The organism is Acidovorax sp. LjRoot118, assembly GCF_964253575.1.
GTDB lineage: Bacteria > Pseudomonadota > Gammaproteobacteria > Burkholderiales > Burkholderiaceae_C > Acidovorax.
In genome coordinates this window covers 3,961,709-3,986,624 of sequence record NZ_CAXURB020000001.1, presented here as the reverse complement: position 1 = coordinate 3,986,624, position 24,916 = coordinate 3,961,709, and the positions used below count along the sequence as shown (strand labels likewise).

Genomic DNA, 24,916 nt, shown 5'->3' with positions numbered 1-24,916 from the left:
GGATCCCGATGGCGATCAGCCCTCGAAGCTCGTGCCTGGCGTCAGCGGGGCATGGCGGTAGGTGGCCGGTGTGCGGCTGAGCTTCACCGGCGCACCGATGCCGCGGTAGCCGCCAGGCAGATCCACCACCATCTCCCGGTGCGCCGTGTGCGGATGCGACAGCGCGGCATCGACGGACAGCACCGGCGCGGCGGGCACACCGGCGGCCATCAGGGTGTCCACCAGGGCGGCACCGTCGAAATCCTGCATCGCCTCCTCCAACGCGGCCTTCAGGGCCACGCGGTTCACCGAGCGGTCGCCGGCCCTGGCATAGCGGGCGTCGCTCGCCAGCTGCGGCACGCCAATGCAGCGGCACAGGCTGGCGAACTGGCGGTCGTTGCCCACGGCGATGAACAGCGGCTGCGTGCCGGTGGCCAGCGTGTCGTAGGGGTAGATGTTCGGGTGCGCGTTGCCCGTGCGCCGGGGCGAATTGCCGTCCAGGAACCAGTTGGCCGCGTGCGGGTGCAGCAGCGAGAGGCCGCTGTCGTACAGCGCCGCCTCGACGAACTGCCCGCGGCCGCTGCGCTGGCGCTCCTGCAGGGCCAGCAGCACACCGATCACGGCGTTCAGGCCGGTCACCATGTCCACCACGGGCAGGCCCACGCGCAGCGGGCCTCCTTCGGCCTCGCCATTGATGCTCATGATGCCTGCCATGGCCTGCACCGCAGCGTCGTAGCCGGGCAGGGCCCCGAGCGGGCCATCGGACCCGAAACCCGTGACGCGGCACCACACCAGGCGCGGGAAGCGCCGTGACAGCTCCCCGTAGCCCATGCCCCAGCGCTCCATCGTGCCGGTTTTGAAGTTCTCGATCAGCACATCGGCCTCGGCCACCAGCGCCAGCAGAGCCTCGCGGCCCTGCGTGCTGCCCAGGTCCAGGTGCATGCTGCGCTTGTTGCGATTGAGCCCGTGGTAGTACGAGGCCACCCCGTCCTTGAAGGGCGGGCCCCAGGTGCGGGTGTCGTCGCCCTGTGGGGGTTCCACCTTGAGCACGTCGGCGCCATGGTCGCCCAGGATCTGGCCGCAGTAGGGGCCGCCGAGGATGCGCGAGATGTCCAGCACGCGGATGCCGGCCAGCGCGCCTTGGGGGCGGGAATCGGAGGTGTTCATGGCGGGCCTCAGTCGAGTTGCGCGCCGGACTGCTTGACCACGCCCGCCCACTTGCCCACCTGCGCTTCGATGAATTTGCCCAGTTGCTCGGGTTTGGGCGAGGGGGCGGGCTCCAGCCCCTGGGAGGCCAGCAGCTGCTTGACCTTGGCGGTGTTCAGCACGTCGACGAAAGCCTTGTTGAGCTTGGCGATGCGCTCGGGCGGCGTGCCCGCCGGCGCCACGATGCCGAAGAACACGCTCACGTCATAGCCCGGCACCCCTTGCTCGGCGACGGTGGGCACCTCGGGCAATGCCTGCGAACGTTCTGCCGTGGTGACGCCCAGGGCGCGCAGCTTGCCGCTCTTGACGTAGGGCAGTGCGGTCAGCACATCGGTGAAGCTCATGGTCACCTGCCCGCCGAGCAGGTCGGTCAAGGCCGGCCCCGTGCCCTTGTAGGGGATGTGCTGCAGGTCCACGCCGGCCGAGGCGTTGAACAGCACCCCCGCCAGGTGCGACGAGGCCCCGTTGCCCGAGGAGGCATAGCTCAGCTTGCCGGGCGAGGCCTTGGCGTAGGTGATCAGCTCCTTCACGGTCTTGGCGGGCACCGAGGGGTTCACCACCAGGATGTTCGGCAGATGGCCGACCTGGATCACCGGCGCGAAACTCTTCACCGGGTCGTAGCCGATCTTGCGGTACAGGCTGGCGTTGATGGCCAGCGGGCCCGAGGTGCCAAACAGCAGGGTCTGGCCATCGGGCGCTGAGCGCGCCACGTACTCGGCACCGATGTTGCCACCGGCTCCGGCACGGTTTTCCACCACCATGGGCTGGCCCAGCCGGTCCTTCATCTCGGCCGCCAGTGTGCGCGCCATGGCATCGGTGGGGCCACCGGGCGGGAAGGGGATCACCAGTGTGACCGGGCGGTCCGGAAAGGTGTCTGCATGCGCATGTGGCATCAGCGGCAGTGCGGCCGCAGTGGCGAGCACGAGGGTGGTGAGAAGTCGCATGGTTTGTCTCCGGGTTGTTGTGTGGGGGGCAAGGGCTCAGGCCGGCACGGCGTTCGTGGCACCGCCGGTCCATTCCAGCGGTATGCGTGCCGGGGCCAGTGGGTCGCGCGGCAGCACGCGGTGCAGCAGCACCAGCTGCGCCCACTCGATGCGCTGCGCGGAGCCGCCGCGCGCGCCCTCCCAGGCCATCGCGATGGCGCTGGTGACGTGGTAGAGCGCCGATGCGGCCTGGCGAGCGAGCGGGTCGCCGCCCTCTGCAGCGGCCAGCAGGGCCAGCGATGCGGCGCGCGCGAGCGCACTGCGCAGTGCGGCGGCAAAGCCCGGCGCGATGGCCGTGTCGTCCAGCAGCGCCTCGCAATGGGCCTGCAGCACGGGCAGCGAGCCTTCGCGATTCACCGCGCGGACCACGTCCAGGGCCACGATGTTGCTGGTGCCCTCCCATATCGAGCCCAGGTGCGCGTCACGCACCAGGCGGGGGTCGCTCCACTCCTCGATGTAGCCGCAGCCGCCGCGCACTTCCATGGCGTCGCCGGTCACCTTGCGTGCGTCGCGGCAGGCGCGGAACTTGATGAGCGGCGTCAGGATGCGCAGCAGCGGGTAGGCCGCCGCCTCGCCCGCGTCGGAGCGGGCCAGCGCCTGGGCGGTCTGGAACACCATGCTGCGGGCCTGTTCGGCGGGCAGCACCAGCTTTTGCAACTGGCGCTGCATCAGGGGCATGTCCTGCAGGCGCTTGCCAAAGGCCCGGCGTTCGCGGGCGATGTGCTCGGCCTCGGCCACGGCGCGGCGCATCAGCCCCGCTGCGCGCACGCCGTTGGACAGGCGCGAGTTGTTCACCATGTCGGCCATCTGCACGAAGCCCCGGCCCTGCTCGCCCACCAGGTAGGCCACGGCCCCTTCGAGCCGGATCTCGCCGCTGGCCATGGATCGCGTGCCCAGCTTGTCCTTGAGCCGCAGGATGCGGTAGTGGTTGGGCGCCTCGCCATCGAGCAGCCGGGGCAGCAGGAACAGCGAGACGCCCTTCAACCCCGGGGTGCCGCCATCGCAGCGCGCCAGCACCATCGCAAAGTCGGCATCGGGGTTGGAGCAGAACCACTTGTCGCCGGTGAGGCGCCATTGGCCCTGGTCGTCGAGCCAGGCGCGCGTCTGCGTCGCTGCAATGTCCGAACCAGCCGCTTGCTCCGTCATGAACATGGCACCCTGGGCCACGCTGTCGAAGTCCAGGTTCTGCAGGCGCGGCATGAAGCGCGCGACCAGTTCGGGGCTGCCGAACTTCTTCAGGGTGCGCGCCAGCGAATCGGTCATCGACACCGGGCAGCACAGGCCGAACTCGGCCTGCACGAAGAGGTAGGTCAGCACGTACTTGACCAGGGGCGGCATGCTGCCCCTCCAGCCCAGCGTTTCCTGGCGGTGCGACATTGCGGCCAGGCCGAACTCGCTGAACGCCAGCCGCTCCATCTGCACATAGGCCGGGTGCTTGTGCACCCTCTGCGCGTCGATGCCCGTGCGGGTGCGCAGCGAGAGGGTGGGCGGGTTCCTGTCGGCGGTTCCGGCCAGCTCGTCCAGCACGCCGCCCGCCAGCGCCCCCAGCCGCTCGAAGTGCGGGCGCAGATGCGCCAGCAGGTCGGCCGGCAGGTAGAGCGAGAGCAGCCGGTGCAGCTCGGTGTCGCTGTCGTAGAGGCTGGCGCCATGGCGGTCGGGCACGGGATGGCTGCAGGCCTCGTCGGATGGCGAAGAGTCGGTGGGCATGGCGTGTTGTCTCCTTTGCCGCGATTCTTGGCCGGTGAATAATTCTTGTCTAATATTGATTAGGTCTTGTTCATTCCGATTTGAATATCGTTGAAGGGTTCGCCATGGAACTGCGCCACCTGCGGTACTTCGTTGTCCTGGCCGAGGAACTGCACTTCGGCCGGGCCGCCCGGCGCCTTGCCATCTCCCAGCCGCCGCTGAGCGTGGCCATCCGCCAGCTGGAGGAGTCGGTGGGCGCGCAGCTGTTCGAGCGCAGCAGCAAGGCGGTGCGCCTCACGTCGGCGGGCCAGGCGCTGCAGGCCTCGGCGCTGAGCCTTTTGCAGGCGGCCCAGGAGGCTGCCACCGAGGCGCGCCAGGTGGCACAGGGGTCTGCGGGCCGGCTGCGCATCGGCTTTGTCGGCTCCATGCTTTACCGTGGCCTGCCGCAGGCGCTGGTGCGCTTCCAGGCGGCCCACCCTGCCGTGCGGGTCACGCTGACCGAGCTCAATTCGGCCGAGCAGATGGCCGAGTTGCTGCATGACCGCCTGGACATCGGCTTTGCCCACACGCACCGCGTGCCCGCCGAACTCGACTGCCGGTTGCTGGTGTCCGAGCCCTTCGTGGCATGCCTGCCTGCGGGCCATCCCCTGGCCAGAAAGCGCCGGCTGGCGGTGGCCAGCCTGCAGGGCCAGTCCTTCGTGCTGTTCTCCCGCAATGCCTCACCCGACTACCACGCGCGCATCCTGTCGATCTGCGCCGATGCAGGCTTCTACCCCGAAGTGCGACTGGAGGTACGGCACTGGCTGGCCGTGGTCTCGCTGGTCTCGCAAGGCATGGGGGTGGCGCTGGTGCCCGATGCCATGCGGCATTGCGCGTTGCCGGGCGCCGTGTTCCGCCCGCTCGAAGACTCGGGCAAGCAGTCCGAAGCCTACGGGGTCTGGCATGCGGCAACGCGCAACGTGCTGGTGGTGCAATTGCTCGATGAGCTGGAGCGCTTCGTGGGCACGCGCCAGGCGCCCTGATGCAGTTTGCGTCCTACGGATTTGCATTCAATCGTATAGCTAGGCGGGAAGCCGCAGACAGTGCTATAGCACGGCAAGGCGAACCAACGACGTTAGACGGTTGAAGGCAAATCCGTATCAGGGGTCGACGGCGGCGGACAGGTCCGCCACATGCACCACCAACTCCCGCACACGGCGCATCGCCGGGTACTGGTGGAGCACGGACTCCCACTGGGGGGACTCCAGTAGCCGCTGCCAGACCGGTTCGAGATCCCGCGCATCCGCCAGCCGGCCTTGGGCGCATGCACCGGCAAAGGCCAGGCTCTCGGGTGCAGACAGCAGTTGCATACGGCTGGCGGCGCTCAGCAGGTGCGGCGCGCCCTCGGCCAGTGCATCACAGCAGTACAGCACGGTGCCGAGCAGCTCGGCGTCGCCCGTGCCCAGGGCACCCAGCGCAGCGCCGCGCAGCAGCACCGGGCCCTGGTGCGTGCTGAAGGTGTATACAGCCTCCCGGTCCGCCTGGGCGAGCAGGCCCAGGCCGCGCAGCAGGCGCGGAAAATCCGTGGTGGCCGCGTCGATGGAGGCCTTGGCTTCGACCAGCAGGCGCACATCCCAGGCAGGCTCTGTCGCACCGGCGGGCGCCGCCGCCTGCCGCAGCAGCACGGCATCCCATTCGCTCTTGGCGCGCTCTGCGCTGCCCGGTAGCGTGGACGGCACCCGCATCGACGTCACCACGCGCCATGCGCCTGTCCTTCCCCCGGCCGCACCTTCGGCTGCACTGAGCCGCTGCGCCAGCGTTTCGAGCGCCTGCGCGGCCAACGCCTCCACCGCTGCGCCGCGCTGCTGCGCGGCCTGGCCTTTCGCGACGGCGGCAGGGCTGCCCGAGCGGGGGCCATGCTGGTCGCGCAGGGCGTGGTATTGCTGCACCAGCGGGTCGGCGGCGAGCAGCGTGGCGTGCTGCATGCGGGCAAGCGCTGCACCGCTCAGCAGCCGTGCCAAGTCGCGCTGCAATCGCGTCTCGCCAGCCAGCTGCGGCATGGCGAGCAAGCGCTGGGCGGTGGCTGCAAGCGCATCCCACTGCGCTGCGGCGTGGTCTGCATGCAGCTGCGCCAGCGCCTCGCGTTGGGGGCCCGCGGTGCACTGCGGGAATTTGGCGGGATGCGCGACTGCGTTGATGATGCTGCGCAGCTCGCGCTCGTCCTTCTCGGCATGGGCTTGCAGTGCCATGGCCTCACGCACCGGGGGCGCGTGGTGCGCAAGCACCATGGCCTGGTAGGCGGCATCGCCGCTGTCCGCGCGCATGGCATCCCCGATCAGGCGCGCCAGCGAGCCGATGAACAGGCGCTGGGTGGCAGCATCAGGCGCCTGCGCATGCTGCGCAGCGCTGCGCGCCTGGTCTATGGCCACGGCCAGCGCAGTGGCAGGGCTTGTCTCCATCCGTTGCGCGCAGGCTGCAGGTGTGGCCGGCAAGCGGTAGCGGCGCATGACCGTGCGCAGCACCTGTTCGAGCAAGGGAGGGTGGGGCAGCAGGGGCACTAATCAGACGCCGCCGTTTCCGCCCACCGGCGTGTCCGGGCCGGCACCCCGGTGGGTCTTGGTCCAGTCGTAAGGCGTGCCGTCGGGCAGCAGCCGGGCCTCTACCGTGTTCACGCCAGGCCGGCCCACGCTCTCGGCCAGCTCCGTCGAGAGGCTCACATGGCGTTTGCCAGCCTTGCGCCGGGCCTCGCAGAACTGCAGGGCGGGCGCCAGCTCGTGGGCGCCAAACGCCTGCATGGCGGCCACTCCGGGTGCTTCTTGCCAATAAACGACGATGCTCATGCGGATCCGGGCCTTCTCTGGGTTGCGTGCGGGGTATCCCGCTGATCGTGCCAGAAAGCCGCACCGGATGCCCGGCCTGCGGCATCCGCCCTAATGTGCCACCGTCACTTGGCCAGCGCCAGCGTGCCCTTCATCAGGCTCGAATGCCCGGGGAAGGAGCAGAACCAGGCATAGGCCTCTCCCGCCTTGAGTTTGGCCACGTCAAAGGCCACCGCATCGGCTTCGCCGCCGCCAATGACCTTGGTGTGCGCGATCACGCGGGCATCCCCCGCCTTGACATAGGCCTTGTCCACGCCGGCAGCCATGCCATCGGCAGCCACGCCCTGGGCATCGGCGGCCTTGGTCAGCACCCAGTTGTGGCCCATGGCCGTCTTGGGCAGCTTGCCCACGTGCTTGAGCTTCACGGTGAACTGCTTGCAGCTGGCGGGAACGGCGATGCTGGACTTGTTGAACTGCATGGCGTCGTTGGCTTCGATCTCCACGTCGCAGGTCGCTGCCAGCGCGGGGCCGGCGAGCAGGGTGGTCAGCAGCATGGCTGTGGCATTTTTCATCTTGATCGTCATTTGTCATTTCTCCGTCGGTAAAAAGAAACTGCGTTCCCAGGAGCCCTTGGAGGGCAGGGGGGCAGGCTGCCTGTGAGTGGACCACCGATGGCCGACAGCGCTGTTGACCTGCATCAGAGGACACTGGTGCAACGGCACCACGCATCCATCCGGGCCAGGGGCGGGCCCGGTGGCCCTGCGCCAAGGCTTCGGCTAGCATTGCCCATGGCCGAGAAATCCGCACCGCTGTCCTTGCGCGCCGAGCGCCCTGGCCGCAGGCTGGGCACGTTGCTGATGGGGTCCAATGCCTTGTTCGCGGCACTGCTGTGCGGCCTGGTCATGTGGGTGCTGTCTTCGTCGCGGCAGAACCACGAAGAACGGGCCCGCACCACGGCGGAAAGCCTGGTGGCCGTCACCGGGGCCAACGTGGGGTCCGAACTGGGGCTCATCGATGCGGTGCTGAGGATGACGCTGGACGACCTTTTGCGCAGCGGGTTTGGTTCCGGTGCGGCGGACGAAGGCATTCAGCGGCTGCTCGATGAGCGGCGCAGCCTGCTCGAGGGCGCCGAGGGCTTTCGCCTGGCGGATGAGAAGGGGTCGGTGCGGTGGGGCAACCTGGAGGCCGGGGCGCCGGTGGCCGACATCTCGCACCGCGCCTTTTTCCAGCAGGCCCGGCAGGCCACTTCGGGTGATCCCATTGTCTCCAGGCCCGTGGTTTCGCAGATCTCGGGCAACTGGGTGATCGTCATCGCGCGCCCCCTGGCCGCGAACGGCCAGTTCGCAGGGGTCCTGTACGCAACCATCCGGGTGGACCACTTTGCGCAGCTGTTCCACCGCTACGAGCTGGGTGAGCGCGACGCCATCACGCTCAGGACACGGGATCTGCGTTTCGTGGCCTGGATGTCGCCTGGGAACGAGGTGCGTGTCGAGGTTGGGTCGACCCAGGTCTCCGATGAGCTGCGGGCGACCCTGGCGACCAACCCGGCCTCGGGTGTCTACACGGCGACCTCTGCGGCCGATGGGGTCGAGCGGACGGTTGCCTACCGGGAGGTGCAGGGCTGGCCATTCATCGTCTTTGCGGGGCTCAATAACCAGCATTTCTTCCAGCCCCTGGCCCAGGAGGCGCGCATGCTCTCTCTGCTGGCCGGCCTCATGTGGCTGCTGAGCTGCGCCGCCGCCTTCGTGGTCTACCGCCTGGGACTGCGCGAGCTGGGCACCCTGCGCGCCCTGGAGGCGCAGAGCCGGCGCACGCAGATCCTGCTGCGCGTGGCCGGTGACGGCATCCACATCCTCGACCGCCAGGGGCACCTGGTCGAGATGAGCGATTCGTTCGCGCAGATGCACCGATCCTCCCGGGAGGGGCTGCAGGGCAGGCATGTTTCCAGCTGGGACGCCAACCAGAACGAGGCGGCCATCCGCGCCTGGCTGGTCAAGGTGCGTGACGGTGACCGCCAGCGCGTGGAGGTGCAGCACCGGCGGGCGGACGGCCAGGTCATCGACGTCGACCTGCACTGGCATGCGGTGGACATCGACGGGCAGTTGCTGATCTTCGGCTCCGCCCGCGACATCACCGACAGGCAGCGCCTGCTGCAAAGCCTGGAAGAATCCGGCGCGCGCATCCGCGACCTGTACGACCACGCACCCTGCGGGTATTTCTCGCTCGATGCCGAGGGCTGTGTCGTGCACATCAACGCCACCCTGCAGCAGTGGCTGGGCGGCACGCCCGTGGAGTCCCACACCCGCTTCAGCGATCTGCTGCAGGGGGCGAGCCGCCTGCGATTCCATGACCACTTCATCGTGCTGACCCTGCAGGAGCAGGCCCCGGAGATCGAGGTCGAGCTGGCACCACCGGGCGCTGAACGCCGCTTCGTGCGCATCAACGCCACGGCCGTGCGCGATGCCCAGGGCAATTTCCTGATGAGCCGCACCGTGGCCATCGACGTGACGGCGCAGCACCAGGCGCTGCAGCAGGTGCAGACCCTGCTGCACGACCAGTCTGCCATGCTCAACAGCGACCTCGTGGGCATGGTCAAGCTGCGCGACCGCACCATCACCTGGAAGAACGCCGCGATGGAACGCATGCTGGGCCATGCGCCCGGCGAGCTCGACGGTGCCCAGGTGCAGGACCTGTATGCCCATGGCCAGGACCACCGCAACGTGGAGAATGCCGCGGCGCTGCGGCTGGACCGGGGCCAGAACTTTCGCACCGATGTGCGCCTGCAGCACAAGAGCGGCGACGCCATCTGGGTGGACCTGAGTGGCGTGCGCCTGTCGGACCGCGAGACCTTCTGGATGGCGGTGGACATCTCTGCGGCCAAGCGGGCGCATGAGCAGATCACCCACGTGGCCTTCCACGACGCGCTCACGCAGTTGCCCAACCGCCTGCTGCTGCTGGACCGCTTGCGCCAGGCCCTGGCTGCGGCACAGCGGGCCGGCCATGGGGTCGCGGTCTGCTTTGCCGACCTGGACGGCTTCAAGGCCGTGAACGACCAATTGGGGCACGAGGCAGGCGACCAGCTCCTGGTCGAGCTGGCCGGGCGTGTGCGGGGCAGCATCCGTGCATCGGACACGGCGGCGCGCATCGGCGGCGATGAGTTCGTGCTGGTGCTCACGCCCGTGGCCGGGGACGAATGGCGCGCCGTGCTCGATCGCCTGATGCAGGCCGCATGCCAGCCCGTGCAACTGCCGGGCTCACAGGCACCCGCGCAGGTGGGCATGAGCATCGGTGTCGCGCTGTCACGGGGCCGGCTGGACGCACAGGAGCTGCTGGCAGAGGCCGACGCCGCCATGCTGCAGGCCAAGCGTTCAGGCAAGCACCGCGTGCAGCTGGCGCAGGGACCGCAGGCGGTCAAGAGCACCATCTGATACGGGGCTGCATTCAATCGGCCCGAATCAGGGGCCGGTAAAAAGCAAAACGCCCACAGCGAAGCTGCAGGCGTTCATATTGTGCGGATGGGCGAGGCTGGGGGGCTATCTGCCCCTCAAGCCCTGCACCATCCCGTTGCCATTTCTCAATACGCGTCCAGCACCGCGCCCTTGCTCGCGCTCGATGCGTTGAAGGCGAACTTGGCCTGCACGCCGCGGGTGTAGCGCGGGGCGGGGGCCGTCCAGGCGGCGCGGCGCTTGGCGATTTCTTCTTCGCTCACGTTCAGCTCCAGCAGCAGCTGGCGCGCGTCGATGGTGATGCTGTCGCCTTCGTTGACGAAGGCAATCGTGCCGCCTGCAGCCGCTTCAGGCGCCACGTGGCCGACCACCATGCCCCAGGTGCCGCCGGAGAAGCGGCCGTCGGTGATCAGGCCCACGCTTTCGCCCAGGCCGGCGCCGATCAGCGCGCCGGTGGGTGCCAGCATTTCGGGCATGCCGGGGCCGCCCTTGGGGCCCAGGTAGCGCAGCACCATCACGTCGCCGGCAACGATCTTGCCGGCCAGGATGGCTTCGAGGGCGGATTGCTCGTCGTCGAACACGCGGGCCGGGCCGGTGATGACGGGGTTCTTCAGGCCGGTGATCTTGGCCACGGCGCCTTCGGGGCTGAGGTTGCCCTTCAGGATGGCCAGGTGGCCCTGCGCGTACATGGGCTTGTCGATGCCGCGGATCACGTCCTGGTCGGCGCGGGGCGCATCGGGCACGTCCTTGAGCACTTCGGCAATGGTCTTGCCGCTGATGGTGATGCAGTCGCCGTGCAGCAGGCCGGCGTTGAGCAGCACCTTCATCACTTGCGGAATGCCGCCTGCGCGGTGCAGGTCCACGGCCAGGTACTTGCCGCTGGGCTTCAAGTCGCACAGCACGGGGGTCTGCTTGCGGATGCGCTCGAAGTCGTCGATGCTCCATTCCACGCCCGCCGTGTGGGCAATGGCCAGGAAGTGCAGCACGGCGTTGGTGGAGCCGCCGGTGGCCATGATCACGGCCACGGCGTTCTCGATGGCCTTCTTGGTCACGATGTCGCGGGGCTTCAAGTCCATCTTGATGGCCTCGATCAGCACCTTGGCCGATTCCTTGGCCGAGTTCATCTTCTCGTCGTGCGGGTTGGCCATGGTGGACGAGTAGGGCAGGCTGATGCCCAGGGCCTCGAAGGCGCTGGACATGGTGTTGGCGGTGTACATGCCGCCGCACGAGCCGGTGCCGGGGATGGCGCGCTTTTCGATTTCCTTCAGGTCGAAGTCGCTGAGCTTGCCGGCGGCGTTTTCGCCCACAGCCTCGAACACGCTCACGATGTTCAGGTCCTTGTCCTGGTAGCGGCCCGGCAGGATGGTGCCGCCGTACACGTAGATGGCGGGCACGTTGGCGCGCAGCATGCCCATCAGGCCGCCGGGCATGTTCTTGTCGCAGCCGCCGACCACCAGCACGCCGTCCATCCACTGGCCGCCCACGCAGGTCTCGATGCAGTCGCTGATCACCTCGCGGCTGACCAGGCTGTACTTCATGCCTTCGGTGCCCATGGCCATGCCGTCCGAGATGGTGGGCGTGCCGAACACCTGGGCGTTGCCGCCGGCTTCCTCGATGCCGGCGATGGCCGCGTCGGCCAGCTTCTGCAGGCCGCTGTTGCAGGGGGTGATGGTGCTGTGGCCGTTGGCCACGCCGACCATGGGCTTGACGAAGTCGCCTTCCTCGTAACCCATGGCGTAGTACATGGAGCGGTTGGGCGCGCGCGACTTGCCTTGTGTGATGTTGGCGCTGCGGTGGTTGATGGGCTGGATCGGGATGGTCTTGCTGTCTGCCATGGCGTGTTTCCTGGTGGGGAAGTCGTTGTTGTGGGGAGGACAGCGCAGCGTTCCACGTGTCCCATGCTTTCGGGTGCAAGTATGCGAGGTTTGGCGCTGCGTTTCCAATCCCTTTCATCTGCTCCATTAATATATAAAACATATGAAAGAGACATTCATCGACGTGCGCGCCTGGCGCCAGTTCGTCGCCGTGGCCGAGGAGCTGCACTTTGGCCGGGCCGCGATCCGCCTGCACATGACGCAGCCGCCGCTGACCCAGGCCATTGCGCAGATGGAGCGCTCGCTGGGCGTGATGCTGTTCGACCGCACGCGCCGGCGCGTGGCGCTGACGCCGGCGGGCGAGGCCCTGCTGCCCGATGTGCGCGACTTTCTGGAGCGCGCGCAGGCGCTGCCGGTGCGGGCACGCGCCGCAGCGGCGGGCGAGGTGGGGCGGGTGCGGCTGGCGTTTGTCTCCACCATCGGCTTCGAGCGGCTGCCCGAATGGGTGCGCGATTTTCGCGTGCTGTGCCCGCAGGTGGCGCTGGAGCTGGTGGAGGCCACGGGCGACGTGCAGCGCGCGCTGTTTGCGCGCGGCGAGCTCGATGGCGGGCTGGTGCTGCATTCGCCCGGCGCGGCCCCGCCCGAGCTGGCGCGCCTGGCGGTGGCCGAAGAACCGCTGGTGCTGGCGCTGCCCGCAAGCCACCCGCTGGCCGGTGTGCCGCGCCTGGACCTGGCGCAGGTGCTGGCCGAGCCGCTGGTGATCTTTCCGCGCCGCATCGTGCCCTCGCTGCACGACGCCATCTTTGCGCTGTACCACGCGGCTGGCCGCGTACCCGTGGTGGCGCAGGAGGCGATCCAGATGCAGACCATCGTCAACCTGGTGTGGGGCGGCCTGGGCGTGGCCTGGGTGCCCGAGAGCGTGACCCAGTTCCGCCGCGAGGGGGTGGTTTACCGCGCGGCCGATGCGTTCGGACCTGCTCCGGGCAAGGCGCGGACCAAGGCCGTGAAAGCGGTGCCCGGTCCCCTTCCGGTATGCGAGACCAGCCTGGTCTGGCCGGCTGCGCTGAACAACCCGGCGCTGGCTCGCTTCATCGACTTCGTGCGCGAGCGCTCGGCTGCTGGCTAAGCAACTGCCGCAGCGCGCCCGCGCACGAACAGCAGCCCCGCCGCAACGGCCAGCAAAGGCAGCGACCGCGTTGATGGCCGTCCAGCCCACGCCGGTGAGCAGGGCGCCCGAGGCAAAGGACATCATCGCCGCCACGATGCCGTTGGCCAGTTGCATCAGTGCCTGGGCCTGGCCGCGCTCCTCGGGTGCATGGCTTTCGGCCAGCAGCGTGGTGCCCGAGATCACCATCAGGTTCCAGCCCGTGCCCAGCAGGAAGGAGCTGGCCAAAAACTCGATGAAGGAGATGCCCGACAGTGCCACCACCGCGCTGGCCGCGAGGCACAGCGCGCCTACGGTGGCCACGCGGCGGCTGCCGAAGCGGTCGACCAGCGTGCCCGAGAACAGCGCTGGCGCGAACATGCCGATCACATGCCACTGGATCACCTGCGCGGCGGATGCGGCCGAGAAGCCGCAGACCTCCATCGCCAGCGGCGTGGCGTTCATCACCAGGATCATCAGGCCATGGCCGATGGCCGTCATCACCACTGCGGCGCGCAGGCCAGGGCGGGCGAGCAGGGCGCGCATGGCGGCCATGCCGCCCGCGGCTGGCTTGGGCGCCACGCCCTCGCGCAGCTGCGCCATCACCACCCAGCCCAGCGCGGCCAGCACGGCAATCGCCAGGTAGGCGCCGGCCAGCGGCGTGGCCAGCAGGTTGCGCGACCACAGCGCCAGCGGTGGGGCGAAAACGGCCGCGCACAGGCCGCCCGCCACCACACAGGCGGCGGCCCGGCCTTTTTGCTGCGCATCCACCGCCTCCAGCGCGGCATAGGTGTAGTAGCCCGAGGATGCCTGGTAGGCGCCGATGGCCAGCGTGCCCGCGCAGAAGACGGCAAAGCTGCCCCACTGCACCCCCGCCATGCTGATGAGGCCGCCCGCCACACCGCACAGCGCGCCGGCCTGCAGCCCGGCGCGCCGGCCGTGGCGCTGCATGAACAGCGACAGCGGCTGCACCGACAGCAGGTTGCCCAGCACCAGCAGTGCCAGCGGCAAGGTGGCCAGCGCCGGCCAGGGCGCCAGCCGCGCGCCGACAATGGAGGTCAGCGTGATGCCGATGATGGAGCAGCCCCAATACAGGGCCTGGCCGGCGAACAGCAGGCGAACGGAGGCATTGCGCAACAGCAGCATGGATAGAGGCTTTCGGTGGTGCGCCGTGTCTGGCGCGGAGGAAAAGTGGTCAGTCCAGAAGTGCGCCGGCGCCAAAGCGCTGCGCATAGGCCTGCGGGCTCACGGCGCGGTGCTTGTGAAAACTGCGGCGCAGGTTCTCGGGGTGCTCGAAGCCGCACAGCCGGGCCACGGTGGCCACCGATGCCTGGGCCTGGGCGAGCAGGGTGGAGGCGGCCTCCACGCGCACGCGCTCCACATAGCGGCCGGGCGTGGTGCCCAGTTCGCGCTGGAACACGCGGGTGAGCGTGCGCGGCGGCATGCAGGCCTGCCCGGCCAGGGCGTCGAGCGACAGGTCGCCGCCCAGTTGCGAGGGAATCCATTCAAGCAGGGCCGCCAGCCGGGGGGCATGCCGCGTCTCGGGCGCCAGCAGCGCGCTGAACTGCGCCTGCCCGCCCGGGCGGCGCATGAACATCACCAGCCGGCGTGCCACGGCCAGGGCCATGGGGCGGCCCAGGTCTGCCTCCACCAGCGCCAGGGCCAGGTCGATGCCGGCCGTGACGCCGGCCGAGGTGAACAGGTGGCTGTACACGGGGTGGGCCGCGTCGTAGGTGTGCAGGCAGTCCTCGTCCACCTGCACGGCGGGGTAGTTTTGGCGCATGCTGTCCATGCGGCACCAGTGCGTGGTGACGCGCAGGCCGTCGAGCAGGCCGGCCTCGGCCAGCAGCAGGGCGCCCGAGCAGACCGAGCCCAGGCGGCGCACCTGGGGCTCGGCATGGCGCAGCCACTGCAGCATGCCGGTGTGGCCCAACTGGTCGGCCACGCCATCGCCACCCGCTACCAGCACGGTGTCCACGCCTGCGGGGTCGGTATCGGCCCAGCTGCCATCGGCCACCAGCGCAAAACCGGCCGAAGTGGTGACGGGCCCCGGCGCGCCCGCCAGCAGGCGCAGCGCATAGGCTGGCGGCAGGCCATGGCCGGTGCGCTCGGCATTGGCCGAGCCGAAGACCTGCATCGGGCCGACCACGTCCAGGCTCATCACACCGGGGTAGACCAGGCAGGCAACGGTGCGGGTGGGGTGGGGCATGCGCCCAGTGTCGGCGTTCGTGGGGTTGGCCGCAATGACAATGAGCCCACAGATCTGGCCAAATGCCAAGGTGCGCCGGCGGGACAAAGCGCAGTCAGGCGGCGCCAGCCACCACTGCCCGGGCCACATTGTCAACAAGCGATAATTTGCTGGCGTTCGCTGCCGCATGGGCGCTATCCTGCAGACAGGAAGGGCCGCCAAGCCAAGGGTCCTCAACAGATTTGAACTTGTCCATCGCACGCTTTGAGGAGACTGCGAATGCCTTTCCCCTTGAGGTTTCCCCGAGAGATGCAGTGGCTCCTGAAGGCCGCGCGGCTGCTCGGCACCATCCAGGGCGACCCAGGGCGGGTGAATCTCGTCCTGGAACTTCAGCAATTGCTCATCCGGCGCATCGCCCGGTCGAAGCTGAGCCATGACCGCCTTCAGGACGCCAGGCTCCGCCTCAAGCAGCGCCTGGTGAGAGAGCGGCTGATCGGAGAGAAAGCGCGCGAGACGAAAGAGCTGGTCCTGAAAATCCAGGACCGCTGTGACGCGCTGGAGCATCTGCGCTTTTTGTACCGCTGCTTTGGCGATGGCATTGCGGCGACCTACCATCCGCCCCAACGCCACAGGTACTTCTATTTTGCCCAGAGAACCCAGGCCAAGGAGCGTGCGGGACTCGTCTCCCGGCAGGAAACGTTTCGCAGGCGGTACCGGGCCCTGAGGCTGGGCACCGGCATGGGCATCCCCGTTGTCCTGGCCGATGTGACGAACATGGTGGGGCAAGGCGATATCTGTGTTCTGGCGGGCAGTGAACCGCAGCCCGTGGAGCTGAAATCGTTCGTGCAACGGGGTCGCCCAGGAAAGCTCCTGGACGAGGAGCTGCGGCGCACCATGCATCTTCTGGCAGGCGCTGGTCCGGCGGAATTTCACGGCGCACGCAATGCGCCGCCGCCGGAAATCCACCCCGCGACAGCGCATGCGGTGCACCTCAACACCTGTGTGCAGAAGGCCATGGAATCGGGCATCGCGCAGGTCTTTCCGGAAGAGGGCCTGCGCTACGTGGCGATCCGCACGGACCACTACCAGGGCAATCCGGGTTGCCTGCATGCGCTGAAGGGCATGGCATCGAAATCGATGATGTCGATACAGGTGGCGCCCGAAATGGCCTGGGTGCCGATGCAGCCGTTCACCCTGTCAATGACTGCTGAAAATGCCGTGCTGTTCATGCAGGGGGCTTTTCAGTTGTTTGTGTGCGTCGACATTAAGGTGCTGGTGTCCCACTTCGCATCGCTGGGGGTGCATGCCATTGCCTTGATGGACGGGGTGACGGCGCTGCAGATTTCCAACGACCCCGAGGACTCTGGGCCGGGGTCCTACCGGGTCAGTGAGGTCATCTTTCAACGCATCTCCTGCGAGTTCATTGCGCTGCGCAGTTTTGCCCAGGAAATGGCGGGAATGCTGGAGCCGGCAGACGCCCCTGGGCTGCACGATGCCGGTGACCGGGATCTGCTTTTTGCACCACCCGCGCCTGAGTGGGACGAGGCGCGGCACTACTACGACGAAGAAGGCCCACGCCTGCATTGAGTGGACAGCAGACTGGCCGGTGGGGCCGGATGTACGGGCGTTCCCCCTGCCTGAGCCCGGCGACAGGCGCGCGAGTACCTTGGGGGGCTCGCTCAGGCGGAGGTTTGTGACTGCAGGTAGTTCTGCAGGCCGATCTTGTCGATCAGGCCGATCTGCTTTTCGAGCCAGTAGGCGTGGTCTTCCTCGGTGTCGCGCAGCTGGGTCAGCAGCAGGTCGCGGCTCACGTAGTCGCCCACGCTTTCACACAGCGCCATGCCGTTTTGCAGGGCGGCGCGCACTTCGTACTCGGTGGCCAGGTCCTTGCGCAGCATCTCGGGCACGGTCTCGCCGGGAGTGAACTCCTTGGGCCGCATGTCGGGGCGGCCGCCCAGGAAGAGGATGCGGCGCAGCAGCGCGTCGGCGTGCTGGGTTTCTTCCTGCATCTCGTGGTCGAGGCGGGTGTAGAGCTTGATGAAGCCCTGGTCTTCATAGATCCGCGAATGCGCGAAATACTGGTCGCGCGCGGCCAGTTCGCCGCGCAGCAGATCCTTGAAGTAGTCGACGACCTGTGGGTTTCCCTGCATGTTTTTATCCTTGAATTTTGGCAAGGAGTATCGCGCGGACGAAGGCGTTTGGGGGGAATGTCCCCCTCTGTGCGCTCTGCATGCGTACAGGGATCAGAAGCGTTCTCATCGGGGGTGCGCCCGGTGCGCTCACAGCCTCCTGGGCGCTGCCCCCACACCTCGCGGGGCTGCCGGCTGCCAACTGCCACAGCGCGCGGGCACAATACCGCCCAAATGCTGACCTACCCCCAAATCGACCCCATCGCCCTGCAAGTGGGCCCGTTGGCCATCCACTGGTATGGCCTGACCTACCTGGCGGCCTTCGGGCTGTTCATGCTGCTGGGCATCGCCCGGCTGCGGCACCAGCCGTTCGCCTCCATTACCGGCCCGGGCGCGTGGACGCGCAAGGACGTGGAGGACATCCTCTTTCTCGGCGTGGCCGGCGTGGTGATCGGCGGGCGGGTGGGCTACTGCCTGTTCTACAAGCCCGGCTATTACCTGAGCCACCCGCTGGAGATCTTCTACGTGTGGCAGGGCGGCATGGCCTTCCATGGCGGGCTGCTGGGCGTGATCGTCTCCATGCTGTGGTTTGCCCACTCGCGCAAGCGCCCCTGGCTGCAGGTGGCCGACTTCGTAGCGCCCTGCGTGCCCACGGGCCTGGCGGCGGGCCGCGTCGGCAACTTCATCAATGGCGAACTCTGGGGCCGCTTTGCCAGCCCTGACCTGCCCTGGGGCATGGTGTTCCCGCAAAGCGGCTCCATGCTGCCGCGCCACCCCTCGCAGGTCTACCAGTTTCTGCTGGAAGGGCTGCTGCTGTTCGTGCTGCTGTGGCTGTATGCCCGGCGCCAGCGCCGTGAGGGCCAGGTGGCCGCCGTCTTCCTGATCGGCTACGGGGCGTTCCGCTTCATCGCCGAATACTTCCGCGAGCCCGATGCGCACCTGGGCATCCTCTCGCTGGGCATGAGCATGGGCCAGTGGCTGTGCGTGCCCATGATCGTGGCCGGCATTTTGATGTGGCTGTGGGCCGCCAAGCGCGAGGGCGGCACGCCTGCGCTCACCACGTCCAAGTCCTGACCTGCCGCGCGGTGCCGATGACCGTCACCCGCCGCCGGCTCCTTTTGGCCAGCGCTGCCGCGTCACCGCTGCTGGCATCGTGCGCGACGGACCTCACGCGCTACCGACACCAGCCGGTGGCCGGGGTGGCTGCCAGCCTGGGCGTGTGCGCAGCGGCGCATGCCACGCTGCAGGCGGGCCGCGTGCAGGAAACCGTGGTGGCAGGAACCTGTGGTGCCGCACCCGACGCGGTGTTCCAGGCCGCCTCGCTGACCAAGCCCGTCGTCGCCTATGGCGCGCTGCGCCTGGCCCTCGCGGGCCAACTGGACCTGCATGCGCCTGTCTCGCGCTACCTGCCGCAAGGCTATGTGCACTACCAGCATGTGCTGCGGCGCAAACCCGGCGATGCCAGCGACACCGTGCCCGCCAGCACGCTGGCCCGCATCCCGGTGGCCGCCTTGCTCAACCACACCTCGGGCCTGCCCAACTGGACCGGCGGCACGCTGGCCCCCGCCTTCGAGCCCGGCCAGCGCTGGCGCTATTCGGGCGAAGGCTATGTGCTGCTGCAGACCGTGATGGAGGCCGTCACCGGCAGGCCCATCGTGCAGTGGATGGACGCTGAGGTGTTTGCCCCCCTGGGCATGCGCGATTCCAGCCTGGTCTGGAACGCCGCCTTGGAAGGCCGGGCCGTGCATGCCCATGGCGACGCCGCCAGCGGCATGCGCTGGGGCGTGCCCGTGGCTGCCGCTTCGCTGTACACCACGGCGGGAGACTATGCGCGCCTGTTGGCCGCCGTCGTGGCCGATGAGCGGTTGCTGGCGCTGGCCATGTCCGCCCCCGTGGTGGCCGACAAGGCGCTGGGGCTGGAGTGGGGCTATGGCTGGGGCATCGAGCGAACTCCTGCAGGCCCCATGCTCTGGCAGTGGGGCAACAACCCGGGCTTTCGCAACTTCGCCATGCTCTCGCCCGGCTCGGGCGATGGCTTCGTGCTGCTGACCAACAGCGGCCGGGGCATGGCCCTCGCGGTGCCGCTGGCGCAGCAGGTGCTGCCGGTGGAGCACCCGGTGTTCAGGTCTTCCCTGTTGGGATAGCGCTTTGGCTCATGCCAGCGGCTTGCGCATCAGCGCCAGGTACTGGCCCTGGATATAGTCGTCGATGCGCGCGTACTCGGCGTAGCCCTGCTTGAGGTAAAAAGCCCGTGCCTGCCACTCGAAGGTTTCGAGCTTGGCGTTTTTTGCACCCAGTGCCTTGCCCTGGGCTTCGGCCATGCCCAGCAGGCGTGCGCCCAGGCCCTGGCCGCGCTGGTCCTCGGCCACCCACAGCACATCGGTCTGCAGCCAGTAGACGAACACATAGGAGCGAATGCCTGCCACCAGCCGGCCGTGGAGATCGCGCACGTCCAGCCGCACAGGCTGCACCTGCGGGTATTCGCCCACGGTGCGGTAGTTGAATTCGCGCAGGTGCTTTCCAAGGGTTCCCGCCTGCAGGTCTTCGGGGGAGGGTGGAGCGAAGGTGAAGGAATAGGCCATGGATGCAGGGGGCGGGCTGGATGGGGCGGCGATTATGCCGGCAGGTCGGCCGCCTGCTCTATGGAACCTGCCTCCCCCAGCCAGGCCTGCACCTGCCCGCGTATGCCGTCCAGCACCGGGTTGGGCGCGCGCGCCACGCGCTGCACCCAGGCGATGTGCGATTGCAGCCCCTGTGTCGGTATGTCCAGCGCCACCAACTGGCCTTGCGCCAGCAAGGGCGCTGCCGGGGCCACGATGCCCAGGTAGACGGCATCCGTTTGGCTGACCACGTCCAGCAGGTCGGCCACCGATTCGCTGCCCAGGGTGATGAGTGTGTCGGGGTGGGCTTGCAGGCCCAGGCGCTGCACCAGCAGCCGTCCCATGGCCGCGCTCATGCCGGTGCAGGCCACGGCAAATTCCGTGAGGTCGGCAAATCGCACGGGGTGCCGTTGCGCCAAGGGGTGGCCGGGCCGCACCAGCACACCGGTGGGCAACTCGGCCAGTGTGTGCACTTCCAGGTCGGCGTGGGCACCGGGGAGGGAGCGCTGGTCCATCACCAGCGCATCCAGTGCGCGGTCGCGCAGGGCCTGTATCTGCTGCGCCTGGGGCCCGCCGCTCAGTTGCAGGCGCATATGGCCTGCATGCCCGGCCGCCATGTGCAGCAGGCGGCGGCCCAGCAGGGCGTGGGGCGTGGCGGTCATCCCCAGGCGCACGGAGCCCGCTTCGCCGCTGACGTGGTGGCGCACCACCTGGTGCAGCTCGTCGGCCTGGGCCACCACCTGGCGGGCGTGCTCCAGCACGGTGCGGCCGATGGGCGTGAGCGCATTGCGGTGGCCGCTGCGCTCGACCAGTGCCGCACCCAGGTGGGCCTCCAGCATGGCGATGCTGCGGCTGAAGGCTGCCTGAGAGCGCCGCGTGCTGTCCGCCGCGCGGGTGAAGCTGCCGCTGTCGGCCAGGGCAATGAAATGGCGCAACTGGGCGATGGTGGTGCTCATGCAGAAAATCGAACGAAACGACTTGAATTATGCATTGGACTAACATTTCGTTACCGGCTTAGCATGGCAACCCTCTGGCCCTGCCCACCGAATCCTAGAAAGCGCTGACGCACATGATCAAGAAACTCCTGCTGGGGCTGCTGGCCCTGGTGTTGCTGCTGGCTGTGGCCCTGGGCGTCAACACAGCGCGCAAGGGCTCGCGCCAGCTGGAGGTGGCGCCCATCGCCCGCCTGCCGGTGGACGATGCCGCCGTGGCCGGCCGTCTGGCCGAGGCCGTGCGCCTGCGCACCGAGTCCTCGCGCGACGATGCCAACTTCAGCGCCGGCCAGTTCCTGCAGTTCCACGCCTTGCTGCAGCAGCGCTTTCCGCTGGTGCATGCCAAGCTCAAGCGCGAGGTGGTGGGCGACCTGAGCCTGCTCTACACCTGGCCCGGCAGCGATGCCAATGCCGCCCCGGTGATGCTGATGGCCCACCAGGACGTGGTGCCCGTGGCGCCCGGCACCGAGGGCGACTGGGAGCAGCCGCCGTACTCGGGCGCCATCCAGGGCGGCTTCGTCTGGGGCCGGGGCTCCTGGGACGACAAGGGCAACCTCATGAGCCAGCTTGAGGCGGTGGAGATGCTGCTGGCCAGCGGCTTTGTGCCCCAGCGCACCATCTACCTGGCCTTCGGTGCCGACGAGGAAGTGGGCGGCCTGCGCGGCGCCGCCAAGATCGCCGCGCTGCTGCAGGAGCGTAAGGTGCGCCTGGATTTTGTGATCGACGAGGGCCTCTTGATCCTGGACGGCGTGATGCCCGGCCTGGCCAAGCCGGCCGCCGTCATCGGCGTGGCCGAGAAGGGCTACATGTCGGTGGTGATGAAGATGTCGGGCACGCCCGGCCACTCGTCCATGCCGCCGCACAAGGGCAGCAGCGCCATCGCCATGATGAGCGACGCCCTCAAGCGCCTGGACGAAGAGCAGATGCCCGGCGGCATCCGCGGCGTGGCGGGCGAACTGTTCGACACATTGGCCCCCGAGATGGGTGGCGTGAACCGTGTGGTGCTGTCCAACCTGTGGCTGTTCCGCCCCGTGGTGCAAAAGCAGTTCGAAGGGGCCGCCAGCACCAACGCCATGCTGCGCACCACCACGGCCCTGACCATCGTGAACGCCGGCAACCGCGACAACGTGGTGCCCGGCCGCGCCGAGGCCACGGTCAACTTCCGCATCATGCCCGGCGATACCAAGGAGCAGGTGATGGAGCACATGCGCAGCAAGATCAGCGCGCCCACGGCGCAGTACGAGCTGAGCCCGCTGCCCGGCGCGGTGGACGCCTCCAAGGTCGCGCCCACCGATTCCACCCAGTACAGGCTGCTCAACCAGACCATCCGCGAGGTCTTTCCCGACGTGCTGGTGGCCCCGGGGCTGATGGTGGCGGGCACGGATTCGCAGCATTACGGCGCCATCAGCGACCACATCTTCAAGTTCTCGCCCGTGCGCGCGAACTCGGAGGACCTCAAGCGCTTTCATGGCACCAACGAGCGCCTGGAGATCGCCAACTATGCGGACGCGATCCGCTTTTATCACCGGCTGATCGGCCAGGTGAGCCAGGCGGGCGCCAAGCCCTGAGTCGACCTTTTCAGGGGCAGGCCAGCCGGTCCATCGCCTCGCGCGTGAGCCTGTAGCTCAGCCGGTCGGCCACCAGTACCGCGCCCAGACTTTCGTAGAAGGCGATGCCCGCGTGGTTGCCGGCCTTCACGTTCCAGTCCATGCGGCCGCAGCCTTTCTGGGCCGCATGCCGCGCCACCCAGGCCATGAGCAGCCGGCCAATGCCCTTGCCCCGTGCATTGGCGCTGACGAACAACTCCTTGACCATGCACTGCAGCCGGTGCCCGGGGCTCGGGTCCACGATGGAATGCAGGAATACGATGGCGGCAAAACCCATTGCCTTGCCCGCCGCATCGCTGGCCACTACCAGACGCACAGTCGAGCCGGGCGCGAGAAGGTGGTCGCGTAGGTGTGTGTGCACGGCCTCGCGCGGGGCCGTGGCCACGCCGGCATCGGCGTAGTAGGCGTTCAGCTCGCAGAGCAGGTCGGTCAGCGAGGCATGCGGACTGTCTGCCAGCGCGATGTGCAGCGCCGGGCCAGGGCTCATGCGACGGTCATGGGAAAAAGCGCTGGAGTGCATCCTCGAAGGCCGGTACGTCGGCACCGACGTGGCTGGCGTTGTACTCCGCCCTGAGCAGCGTCAGCCCGGGGTTGCTCTGCGCGGCCATCTGCGTATACAGGGGGTTCACGATGAGTACCGTATTGCCGTTGATGGCGCCCGTCAGGAACAGCGTGGCGGGCAGGGGCTTGCCGTCGAGTTGCTTTTCGTAGGCGAGGAAGGCCCTCGCATCACCGTGGCCGCCCACGCTGGATTCGGTGGACAGGTAGTGCGAGAAGCTCAGCGCGCCGGCCATTCCCTCGATCACCAGAGCTGCCACCACGAAGTAGCCGCCGTGCGACAGACCCGAGAGCGCGCGGCGCTTGGGGTCGGCACGGTACTGGCGCTCGATGCTGGGCGCCAGCTCCTTGGTGATGAAATTCAGGTAGACAGCAGCGCCGGGCAGCAGGAAGTCCGTGCCGCGTTGGGCCGTGCCACCGATGCCGACCAGGATGGCCTGTGTGCCCCGGCGCTGCATCACCTGCTTGAATGTGTCGAAGCGCGTGGGGGCCAGGCCGCTGCTGCCGTACAGCGCATCGCCTTCGGTCACATAGATGGTGGGCAGTGTGGCCGTGCCCGTGGCATACGCCGGAGGCAGGTAGACGCGGATGGCGTACGAGCCGCCCGTCGCTTCGGACCTGAGCGACGAGTTGATGACCTCACCCACGGGTTCGGCAGGCGGCTCGTCGCTGGACGAGCCGCCACCGCCGCAGGCGGCCAGCGCCGTTGCGGCGGCTGCTGCCAACAGGGCCGTGCGGCGTGGCATGGAAACGGTGGTGGGGCGGGGCGTTGGCTTGGGCAGCATGCGTTGGACTCCTCCTGTTCGGCCCATTGTAGGAGGCTTGCCTGAAGGCGCTGGTGACCGCCGCACGGATGCGTCTGCCGGCTCAGAACTGCGCCCGGTTGAGGTCCGCGATCAGCGTGGTCTCCACCGGCTGCCAGCCCAGGCGCTGCTGCGTGAGCGCGCTGGAAGCCGGGCTGTCCATACCGGCAAAGCGGGCCAGCCAGCCAAAGTGCTGCTCGGCACCACTGGCCGGCACCGATACCACGGGCAGGTTCAGGCCGCGGCCGATGGATTCGGCAACCGCCTTGAGCGCCACACCTTCCTCGCCCACCGCGTGGTAGCGTGCGCCGGCCTGGCCCTGTTCCAGCACCAGCCGGTACAGGCAGGCGGCATCGAGCACATGCACGGCGGGCCAGCGGTTGGCGCCTTCGCCCAGGTAGGCCGACACCCCTTTCTCGCGGGCCAGCGCGATCAGGTAGGTGATCAGGCCCTGCTTGAACGGGTCGTGCACCTGCGGCAGCCGCACCACACAGGCATGCACGCCCTGCTGCGCGAGGGCCGTTGCAGCCTCTTCCGAGGCGCTGCGCGGCACACCGGCGCTGCTGGGCACGGGCGCATCCTCTTCGGTGCCCACGCCGCCCCTGTTGCCCAGCAGCGTCATGCCGGTGGTCACGAGCAGGGGCCGGTTGGTGCCCGCAAGCTCGGCGCCCAGCGCCGCGATGACCCGCCGGTCCGCCTCGCAGTTGGCCGCATAGGTTGAAAAATCGTGGTTGAACGCCGTGTGGACCACGCCATCGGCATGGGCGACGCCTCGGCGCAGGCTGGGGAGGTCGTCGATGGAGCCGCGGTGCACCTCGGCGCCCACGGCGGCCAGGCGCTCGGCCCCTTCGTCCGAGCGGGCCAGGCCCAGCACGCTGTGGCCCGCGTCGATCAGCTCGTTGACGACGGCCGTTCCCACAAAACCGGTCGCGCCGGTCACGAATACTCGCATGGTGATGTCCTTCCTGTGAAAGGAGGGCAGT

At 68.5% G+C, this 24,916-nt stretch carries 21 protein-coding genes and 1 pseudogene; 7 read left to right on the top strand and 15 right to left on the bottom strand.

Going from position 1 to position 24,916, the window contains the following annotated elements:
- Window positions 1-15 precede the first annotated feature (15 nt).
- From ACSQ9E_RS18840 to ACSQ9E_RS18830, 3 genes are read right to left on the bottom strand one after another with little or no spacing between them, the layout of a single operon-like run.
- Window positions 16-1,146: a CaiB/BaiF CoA transferase family protein gene (locus tag ACSQ9E_RS18840; protein WP_436218819.1), complete on the bottom strand. Its 1,131-nt coding sequence runs from the start codon at window positions 1,144-1,146 to the stop codon at window positions 16-18.
- Between the two features lie 8 nt (window positions 1,147-1,154).
- Window positions 1,155-2,129 (bottom strand): Bug family tripartite tricarboxylate transporter substrate binding protein, encoded by a 975-nt coding sequence (locus tag ACSQ9E_RS18835; protein WP_057206458.1) that lies wholly within the window; start codon window positions 2,127-2,129, stop codon window positions 1,155-1,157.
- 36 nt (window positions 2,130-2,165) lie between these two features.
- Complete coding sequence (locus tag ACSQ9E_RS18830; RefSeq protein ID WP_436218818.1) at window positions 2,166-3,875, bottom strand: acyl-CoA dehydrogenase family protein; 1,710 nt, start codon at window positions 3,873-3,875, stop codon at window positions 2,166-2,168.
- Between the two features lie 104 nt (window positions 3,876-3,979).
- On the opposite strand from ACSQ9E_RS18830, the gene ACSQ9E_RS18825 reads away from it, so the two are divergent.
- Window positions 3,980-4,876: a LysR family transcriptional regulator gene (locus ACSQ9E_RS18825; protein ID WP_057206454.1), complete on the top strand. Its 897-nt coding sequence runs from the start codon at window positions 3,980-3,982 to the stop codon at window positions 4,874-4,876.
- Between the two features lie 117 nt (window positions 4,877-4,993).
- Here ACSQ9E_RS18825 and ACSQ9E_RS18820 read toward each other — a convergent pair whose 3' ends face one another.
- From ACSQ9E_RS18820 to azu, 3 genes are all read right to left on the bottom strand, one after another.
- On the bottom strand, window positions 4,994-6,391 hold the full coding sequence (locus ACSQ9E_RS18820; protein ID WP_436218817.1) for a 3-deoxy-D-arabino-heptulosonate 7-phosphate synthase: 1,398 nt from the start codon (window positions 6,389-6,391) through the stop codon (window positions 4,994-4,996).
- Between the two features lie 3 nt (window positions 6,392-6,394).
- Window positions 6,395-6,673, bottom strand: coding sequence for a hypothetical protein (locus tag ACSQ9E_RS18815; protein WP_157421795.1), 279 nt, complete (start codon window positions 6,671-6,673; stop codon window positions 6,395-6,397).
- Window positions 6,674-6,777: 104 nt separating this feature from the next.
- Window positions 6,778-7,236 carry an azurin gene (gene azu / locus ACSQ9E_RS18810; protein ID WP_436218816.1) on the bottom strand — a complete coding sequence of 153 codons (459 nt, stop codon included), beginning with the start codon at window positions 7,234-7,236 and terminating at the stop codon, window positions 6,778-6,780.
- A 204-nt stretch (window positions 7,237-7,440) separates the two neighbouring features.
- Between azu and ACSQ9E_RS18805 the strand changes: the two genes are divergently transcribed.
- Window positions 7,441-10,080: a diguanylate cyclase domain-containing protein gene (locus ACSQ9E_RS18805; RefSeq protein WP_436218815.1), complete on the top strand. Its 2,640-nt coding sequence runs from the start codon at window positions 7,441-7,443 to the stop codon at window positions 10,078-10,080.
- Window positions 10,081-10,226: 146 nt separating this feature from the next.
- On the opposite strand, the gene ilvD is transcribed toward ACSQ9E_RS18805, so the two are convergent.
- The gene (gene ilvD, locus ACSQ9E_RS18800; protein ID WP_436218814.1) at window positions 10,227-11,933 is read right to left on the bottom strand and encodes a dihydroxy-acid dehydratase; all 1,707 of its coding nucleotides are present in this window, start codon (window positions 11,931-11,933) and stop codon (window positions 10,227-10,229) included.
- A 142-nt stretch (window positions 11,934-12,075) separates the two neighbouring features.
- Here ilvD and ACSQ9E_RS18795 point away from each other — a divergent pair, with 142 nt between their 5' ends.
- On the top strand, window positions 12,076-13,038 hold the full coding sequence (locus tag ACSQ9E_RS18795; RefSeq protein WP_436218813.1) for a LysR family transcriptional regulator: 963 nt from the start codon (window positions 12,076-12,078) through the stop codon (window positions 13,036-13,038).
- A gap of 108 nt (window positions 13,039-13,146) precedes the next feature.
- Here ACSQ9E_RS18795 and ACSQ9E_RS18790 read toward each other — a convergent pair.
- Both ACSQ9E_RS18790 and ACSQ9E_RS18785 read right to left on the bottom strand, forming a co-directional pair.
- A pseudogene (locus tag ACSQ9E_RS18790) lies at window positions 13,147-13,437 on the bottom strand (MFS transporter); the annotation flags it as partial.
- A gap of 814 nt (window positions 13,438-14,251) precedes the next feature.
- The gene (locus ACSQ9E_RS18785) at window positions 14,252-15,265 is read right to left on the bottom strand and encodes a GlxA family transcriptional regulator (RefSeq protein ID WP_436218812.1); all 1,014 of its coding nucleotides are present in this window, start codon (window positions 15,263-15,265) and stop codon (window positions 14,252-14,254) included.
- 258 nt (window positions 15,266-15,523) lie between these two features.
- Between ACSQ9E_RS18785 and ACSQ9E_RS18780 the strand changes: the two genes are divergently transcribed.
- Complete coding sequence (locus tag ACSQ9E_RS18780; RefSeq protein ID WP_436218811.1) at window positions 15,524-16,831, top strand: hypothetical protein; 1,308 nt, start codon at window positions 15,524-15,526, stop codon at window positions 16,829-16,831.
- Window positions 16,832-16,923: 92 nt separating this feature from the next.
- On the opposite strand, the gene bfr is transcribed toward ACSQ9E_RS18780, so the two are convergent.
- Window positions 16,924-17,394, bottom strand: a complete 471-nt coding sequence (gene bfr, locus ACSQ9E_RS18775; RefSeq protein WP_057206436.1) for a bacterioferritin — start codon at window positions 17,392-17,394, stop codon at window positions 16,924-16,926.
- 213 nt (window positions 17,395-17,607) lie between these two features.
- On the opposite strand from bfr, the gene lgt reads away from it, so the two are divergent.
- Window positions 17,608-18,447, top strand: a complete 840-nt coding sequence (lgt, locus tag ACSQ9E_RS18770) for a prolipoprotein diacylglyceryl transferase (protein ID WP_436218810.1) — start codon at window positions 17,608-17,610, stop codon at window positions 18,445-18,447.
- Between the two features lie 17 nt (window positions 18,448-18,464).
- Window positions 18,465-19,517 carry a serine hydrolase domain-containing protein gene (locus ACSQ9E_RS18765; RefSeq protein WP_436218809.1) on the top strand — a complete coding sequence of 351 codons (1,053 nt, stop codon included), beginning with the start codon at window positions 18,465-18,467 and terminating at the stop codon, window positions 19,515-19,517.
- 9 nt (window positions 19,518-19,526) lie between these two features.
- On the opposite strand, the gene ACSQ9E_RS18760 is transcribed toward ACSQ9E_RS18765, so the two are convergent.
- Window positions 19,527-19,955, bottom strand: a complete 429-nt coding sequence (locus ACSQ9E_RS18760; protein WP_436218808.1) for a GNAT family N-acetyltransferase — start codon at window positions 19,953-19,955, stop codon at window positions 19,527-19,529.
- Between the two features lie 32 nt (window positions 19,956-19,987).
- On the bottom strand, window positions 19,988-20,929 hold the full coding sequence (locus ACSQ9E_RS18755; protein ID WP_436218807.1) for a LysR family transcriptional regulator: 942 nt from the start codon (window positions 20,927-20,929) through the stop codon (window positions 19,988-19,990).
- Window positions 20,930-21,042: 113 nt separating this feature from the next.
- Between ACSQ9E_RS18755 and ACSQ9E_RS18750 the strand changes: the two genes are divergently transcribed.
- The gene (locus tag ACSQ9E_RS18750) at window positions 21,043-22,533 is read left to right on the top strand and encodes a M20 family peptidase (protein ID WP_436218806.1); all 1,491 of its coding nucleotides are present in this window, start codon (window positions 21,043-21,045) and stop codon (window positions 22,531-22,533) included.
- A gap of 10 nt (window positions 22,534-22,543) precedes the next feature.
- Here ACSQ9E_RS18750 and ACSQ9E_RS18745 read toward each other — a convergent pair whose 3' ends face one another.
- The 3 genes from ACSQ9E_RS18745 to ACSQ9E_RS18735 form a co-directional block, all read right to left on the bottom strand.
- Complete coding sequence (locus ACSQ9E_RS18745; RefSeq protein WP_057263927.1) at window positions 22,544-23,059, bottom strand: GNAT family N-acetyltransferase; 516 nt, start codon at window positions 23,057-23,059, stop codon at window positions 22,544-22,546.
- Between the two features lie 7 nt (window positions 23,060-23,066).
- Window positions 23,067-23,915 carry an alpha/beta hydrolase gene (locus ACSQ9E_RS18740; RefSeq protein ID WP_436218805.1) on the bottom strand — a complete coding sequence of 283 codons (849 nt, stop codon included), beginning with the start codon at window positions 23,913-23,915 and terminating at the stop codon, window positions 23,067-23,069.
- An 82-nt stretch (window positions 23,916-23,997) separates the two neighbouring features.
- On the bottom strand, window positions 23,998-24,885 hold the full coding sequence (locus tag ACSQ9E_RS18735) for an SDR family oxidoreductase (protein WP_436218804.1): 888 nt from the start codon (window positions 24,883-24,885) through the stop codon (window positions 23,998-24,000).
- Window positions 24,886-24,916: the final 31 nt, after the last annotated feature.

Bases quoted from the DNA above. Each gene is read 5' to 3' on its own strand.
- ACSQ9E_RS18795 (WP_436218813.1), top strand. From the start codon at position 12,076: ATGAAAGAGACATTCATCGACGTGCGCGCCTGGCGCCAGTTCGTCGCC.
- ACSQ9E_RS18835 (WP_057206458.1), bottom strand. From the start codon at position 2,129: ATGCGACTTCTCACCACCCTCGTGCTCGCCACTGCGGCCGCACTGCCG.
- ACSQ9E_RS18745 (WP_057263927.1), bottom strand. From the start codon at position 23,059: ATGAGCCCTGGCCCGGCGCTGCACATCGCGCTGGCAGACAGTCCGCAT.
- ACSQ9E_RS18815 (WP_157421795.1), bottom strand. From the start codon at position 6,673: ATGAGCATCGTCGTTTATTGGCAAGAAGCACCCGGAGTGGCCGCCATG.
- ACSQ9E_RS18825 (WP_057206454.1), top strand. From the start codon at position 3,980: ATGGAACTGCGCCACCTGCGGTACTTCGTTGTCCTGGCCGAGGAACTG.
- lgt (WP_436218810.1), top strand. From the start codon at position 17,608: ATGCTGACCTACCCCCAAATCGACCCCATCGCCCTGCAAGTGGGCCCG.
- ACSQ9E_RS18765 (WP_436218809.1), top strand. From the start codon at position 18,465: ATGACCGTCACCCGCCGCCGGCTCCTTTTGGCCAGCGCTGCCGCGTCA.
- ACSQ9E_RS18755 (WP_436218807.1), bottom strand. From the start codon at position 20,929: ATGAGCACCACCATCGCCCAGTTGCGCCATTTCATTGCCCTGGCCGAC.
- azu (WP_436218816.1), bottom strand. From the start codon at position 7,236: ATGACGATCAAGATGAAAAATGCCACAGCCATGCTGCTGACCACCCTG.
- ACSQ9E_RS18840 (WP_436218819.1), bottom strand. From the start codon at position 1,146: ATGAACACCTCCGATTCCCGCCCCCAAGGCGCGCTGGCCGGCATCCGC.
- bfr (WP_057206436.1), bottom strand. From the start codon at position 17,394: ATGCAGGGAAACCCACAGGTCGTCGACTACTTCAAGGATCTGCTGCGC.
- ilvD (WP_436218814.1), bottom strand. From the start codon at position 11,933: ATGGCAGACAGCAAGACCATCCCGATCCAGCCCATCAACCACCGCAGC.
- ACSQ9E_RS18735 (WP_436218804.1), bottom strand. From the start codon at position 24,885: ATGCGAGTATTCGTGACCGGCGCGACCGGTTTTGTGGGAACGGCCGTC.
- ACSQ9E_RS18780 (WP_436218811.1), top strand. From the start codon at position 15,524: ATGCCTTTCCCCTTGAGGTTTCCCCGAGAGATGCAGTGGCTCCTGAAG.
- ACSQ9E_RS18805 (WP_436218815.1), top strand. From the start codon at position 7,441: ATGGCCGAGAAATCCGCACCGCTGTCCTTGCGCGCCGAGCGCCCTGGC.
- ACSQ9E_RS18750 (WP_436218806.1), top strand. From the start codon at position 21,043: ATGATCAAGAAACTCCTGCTGGGGCTGCTGGCCCTGGTGTTGCTGCTG.
- ACSQ9E_RS18785 (WP_436218812.1), bottom strand. From the start codon at position 15,265: ATGCCCCACCCCACCCGCACCGTTGCCTGCCTGGTCTACCCCGGTGTG.
- ACSQ9E_RS18740 (WP_436218805.1), bottom strand. From the start codon at position 23,915: ATGCTGCCCAAGCCAACGCCCCGCCCCACCACCGTTTCCATGCCACGC.
- ACSQ9E_RS18760 (WP_436218808.1), bottom strand. From the start codon at position 19,955: ATGGCCTATTCCTTCACCTTCGCTCCACCCTCCCCCGAAGACCTGCAG.
- ACSQ9E_RS18830 (WP_436218818.1), bottom strand. From the start codon at position 3,875: ATGCCCACCGACTCTTCGCCATCCGACGAGGCCTGCAGCCATCCCGTG.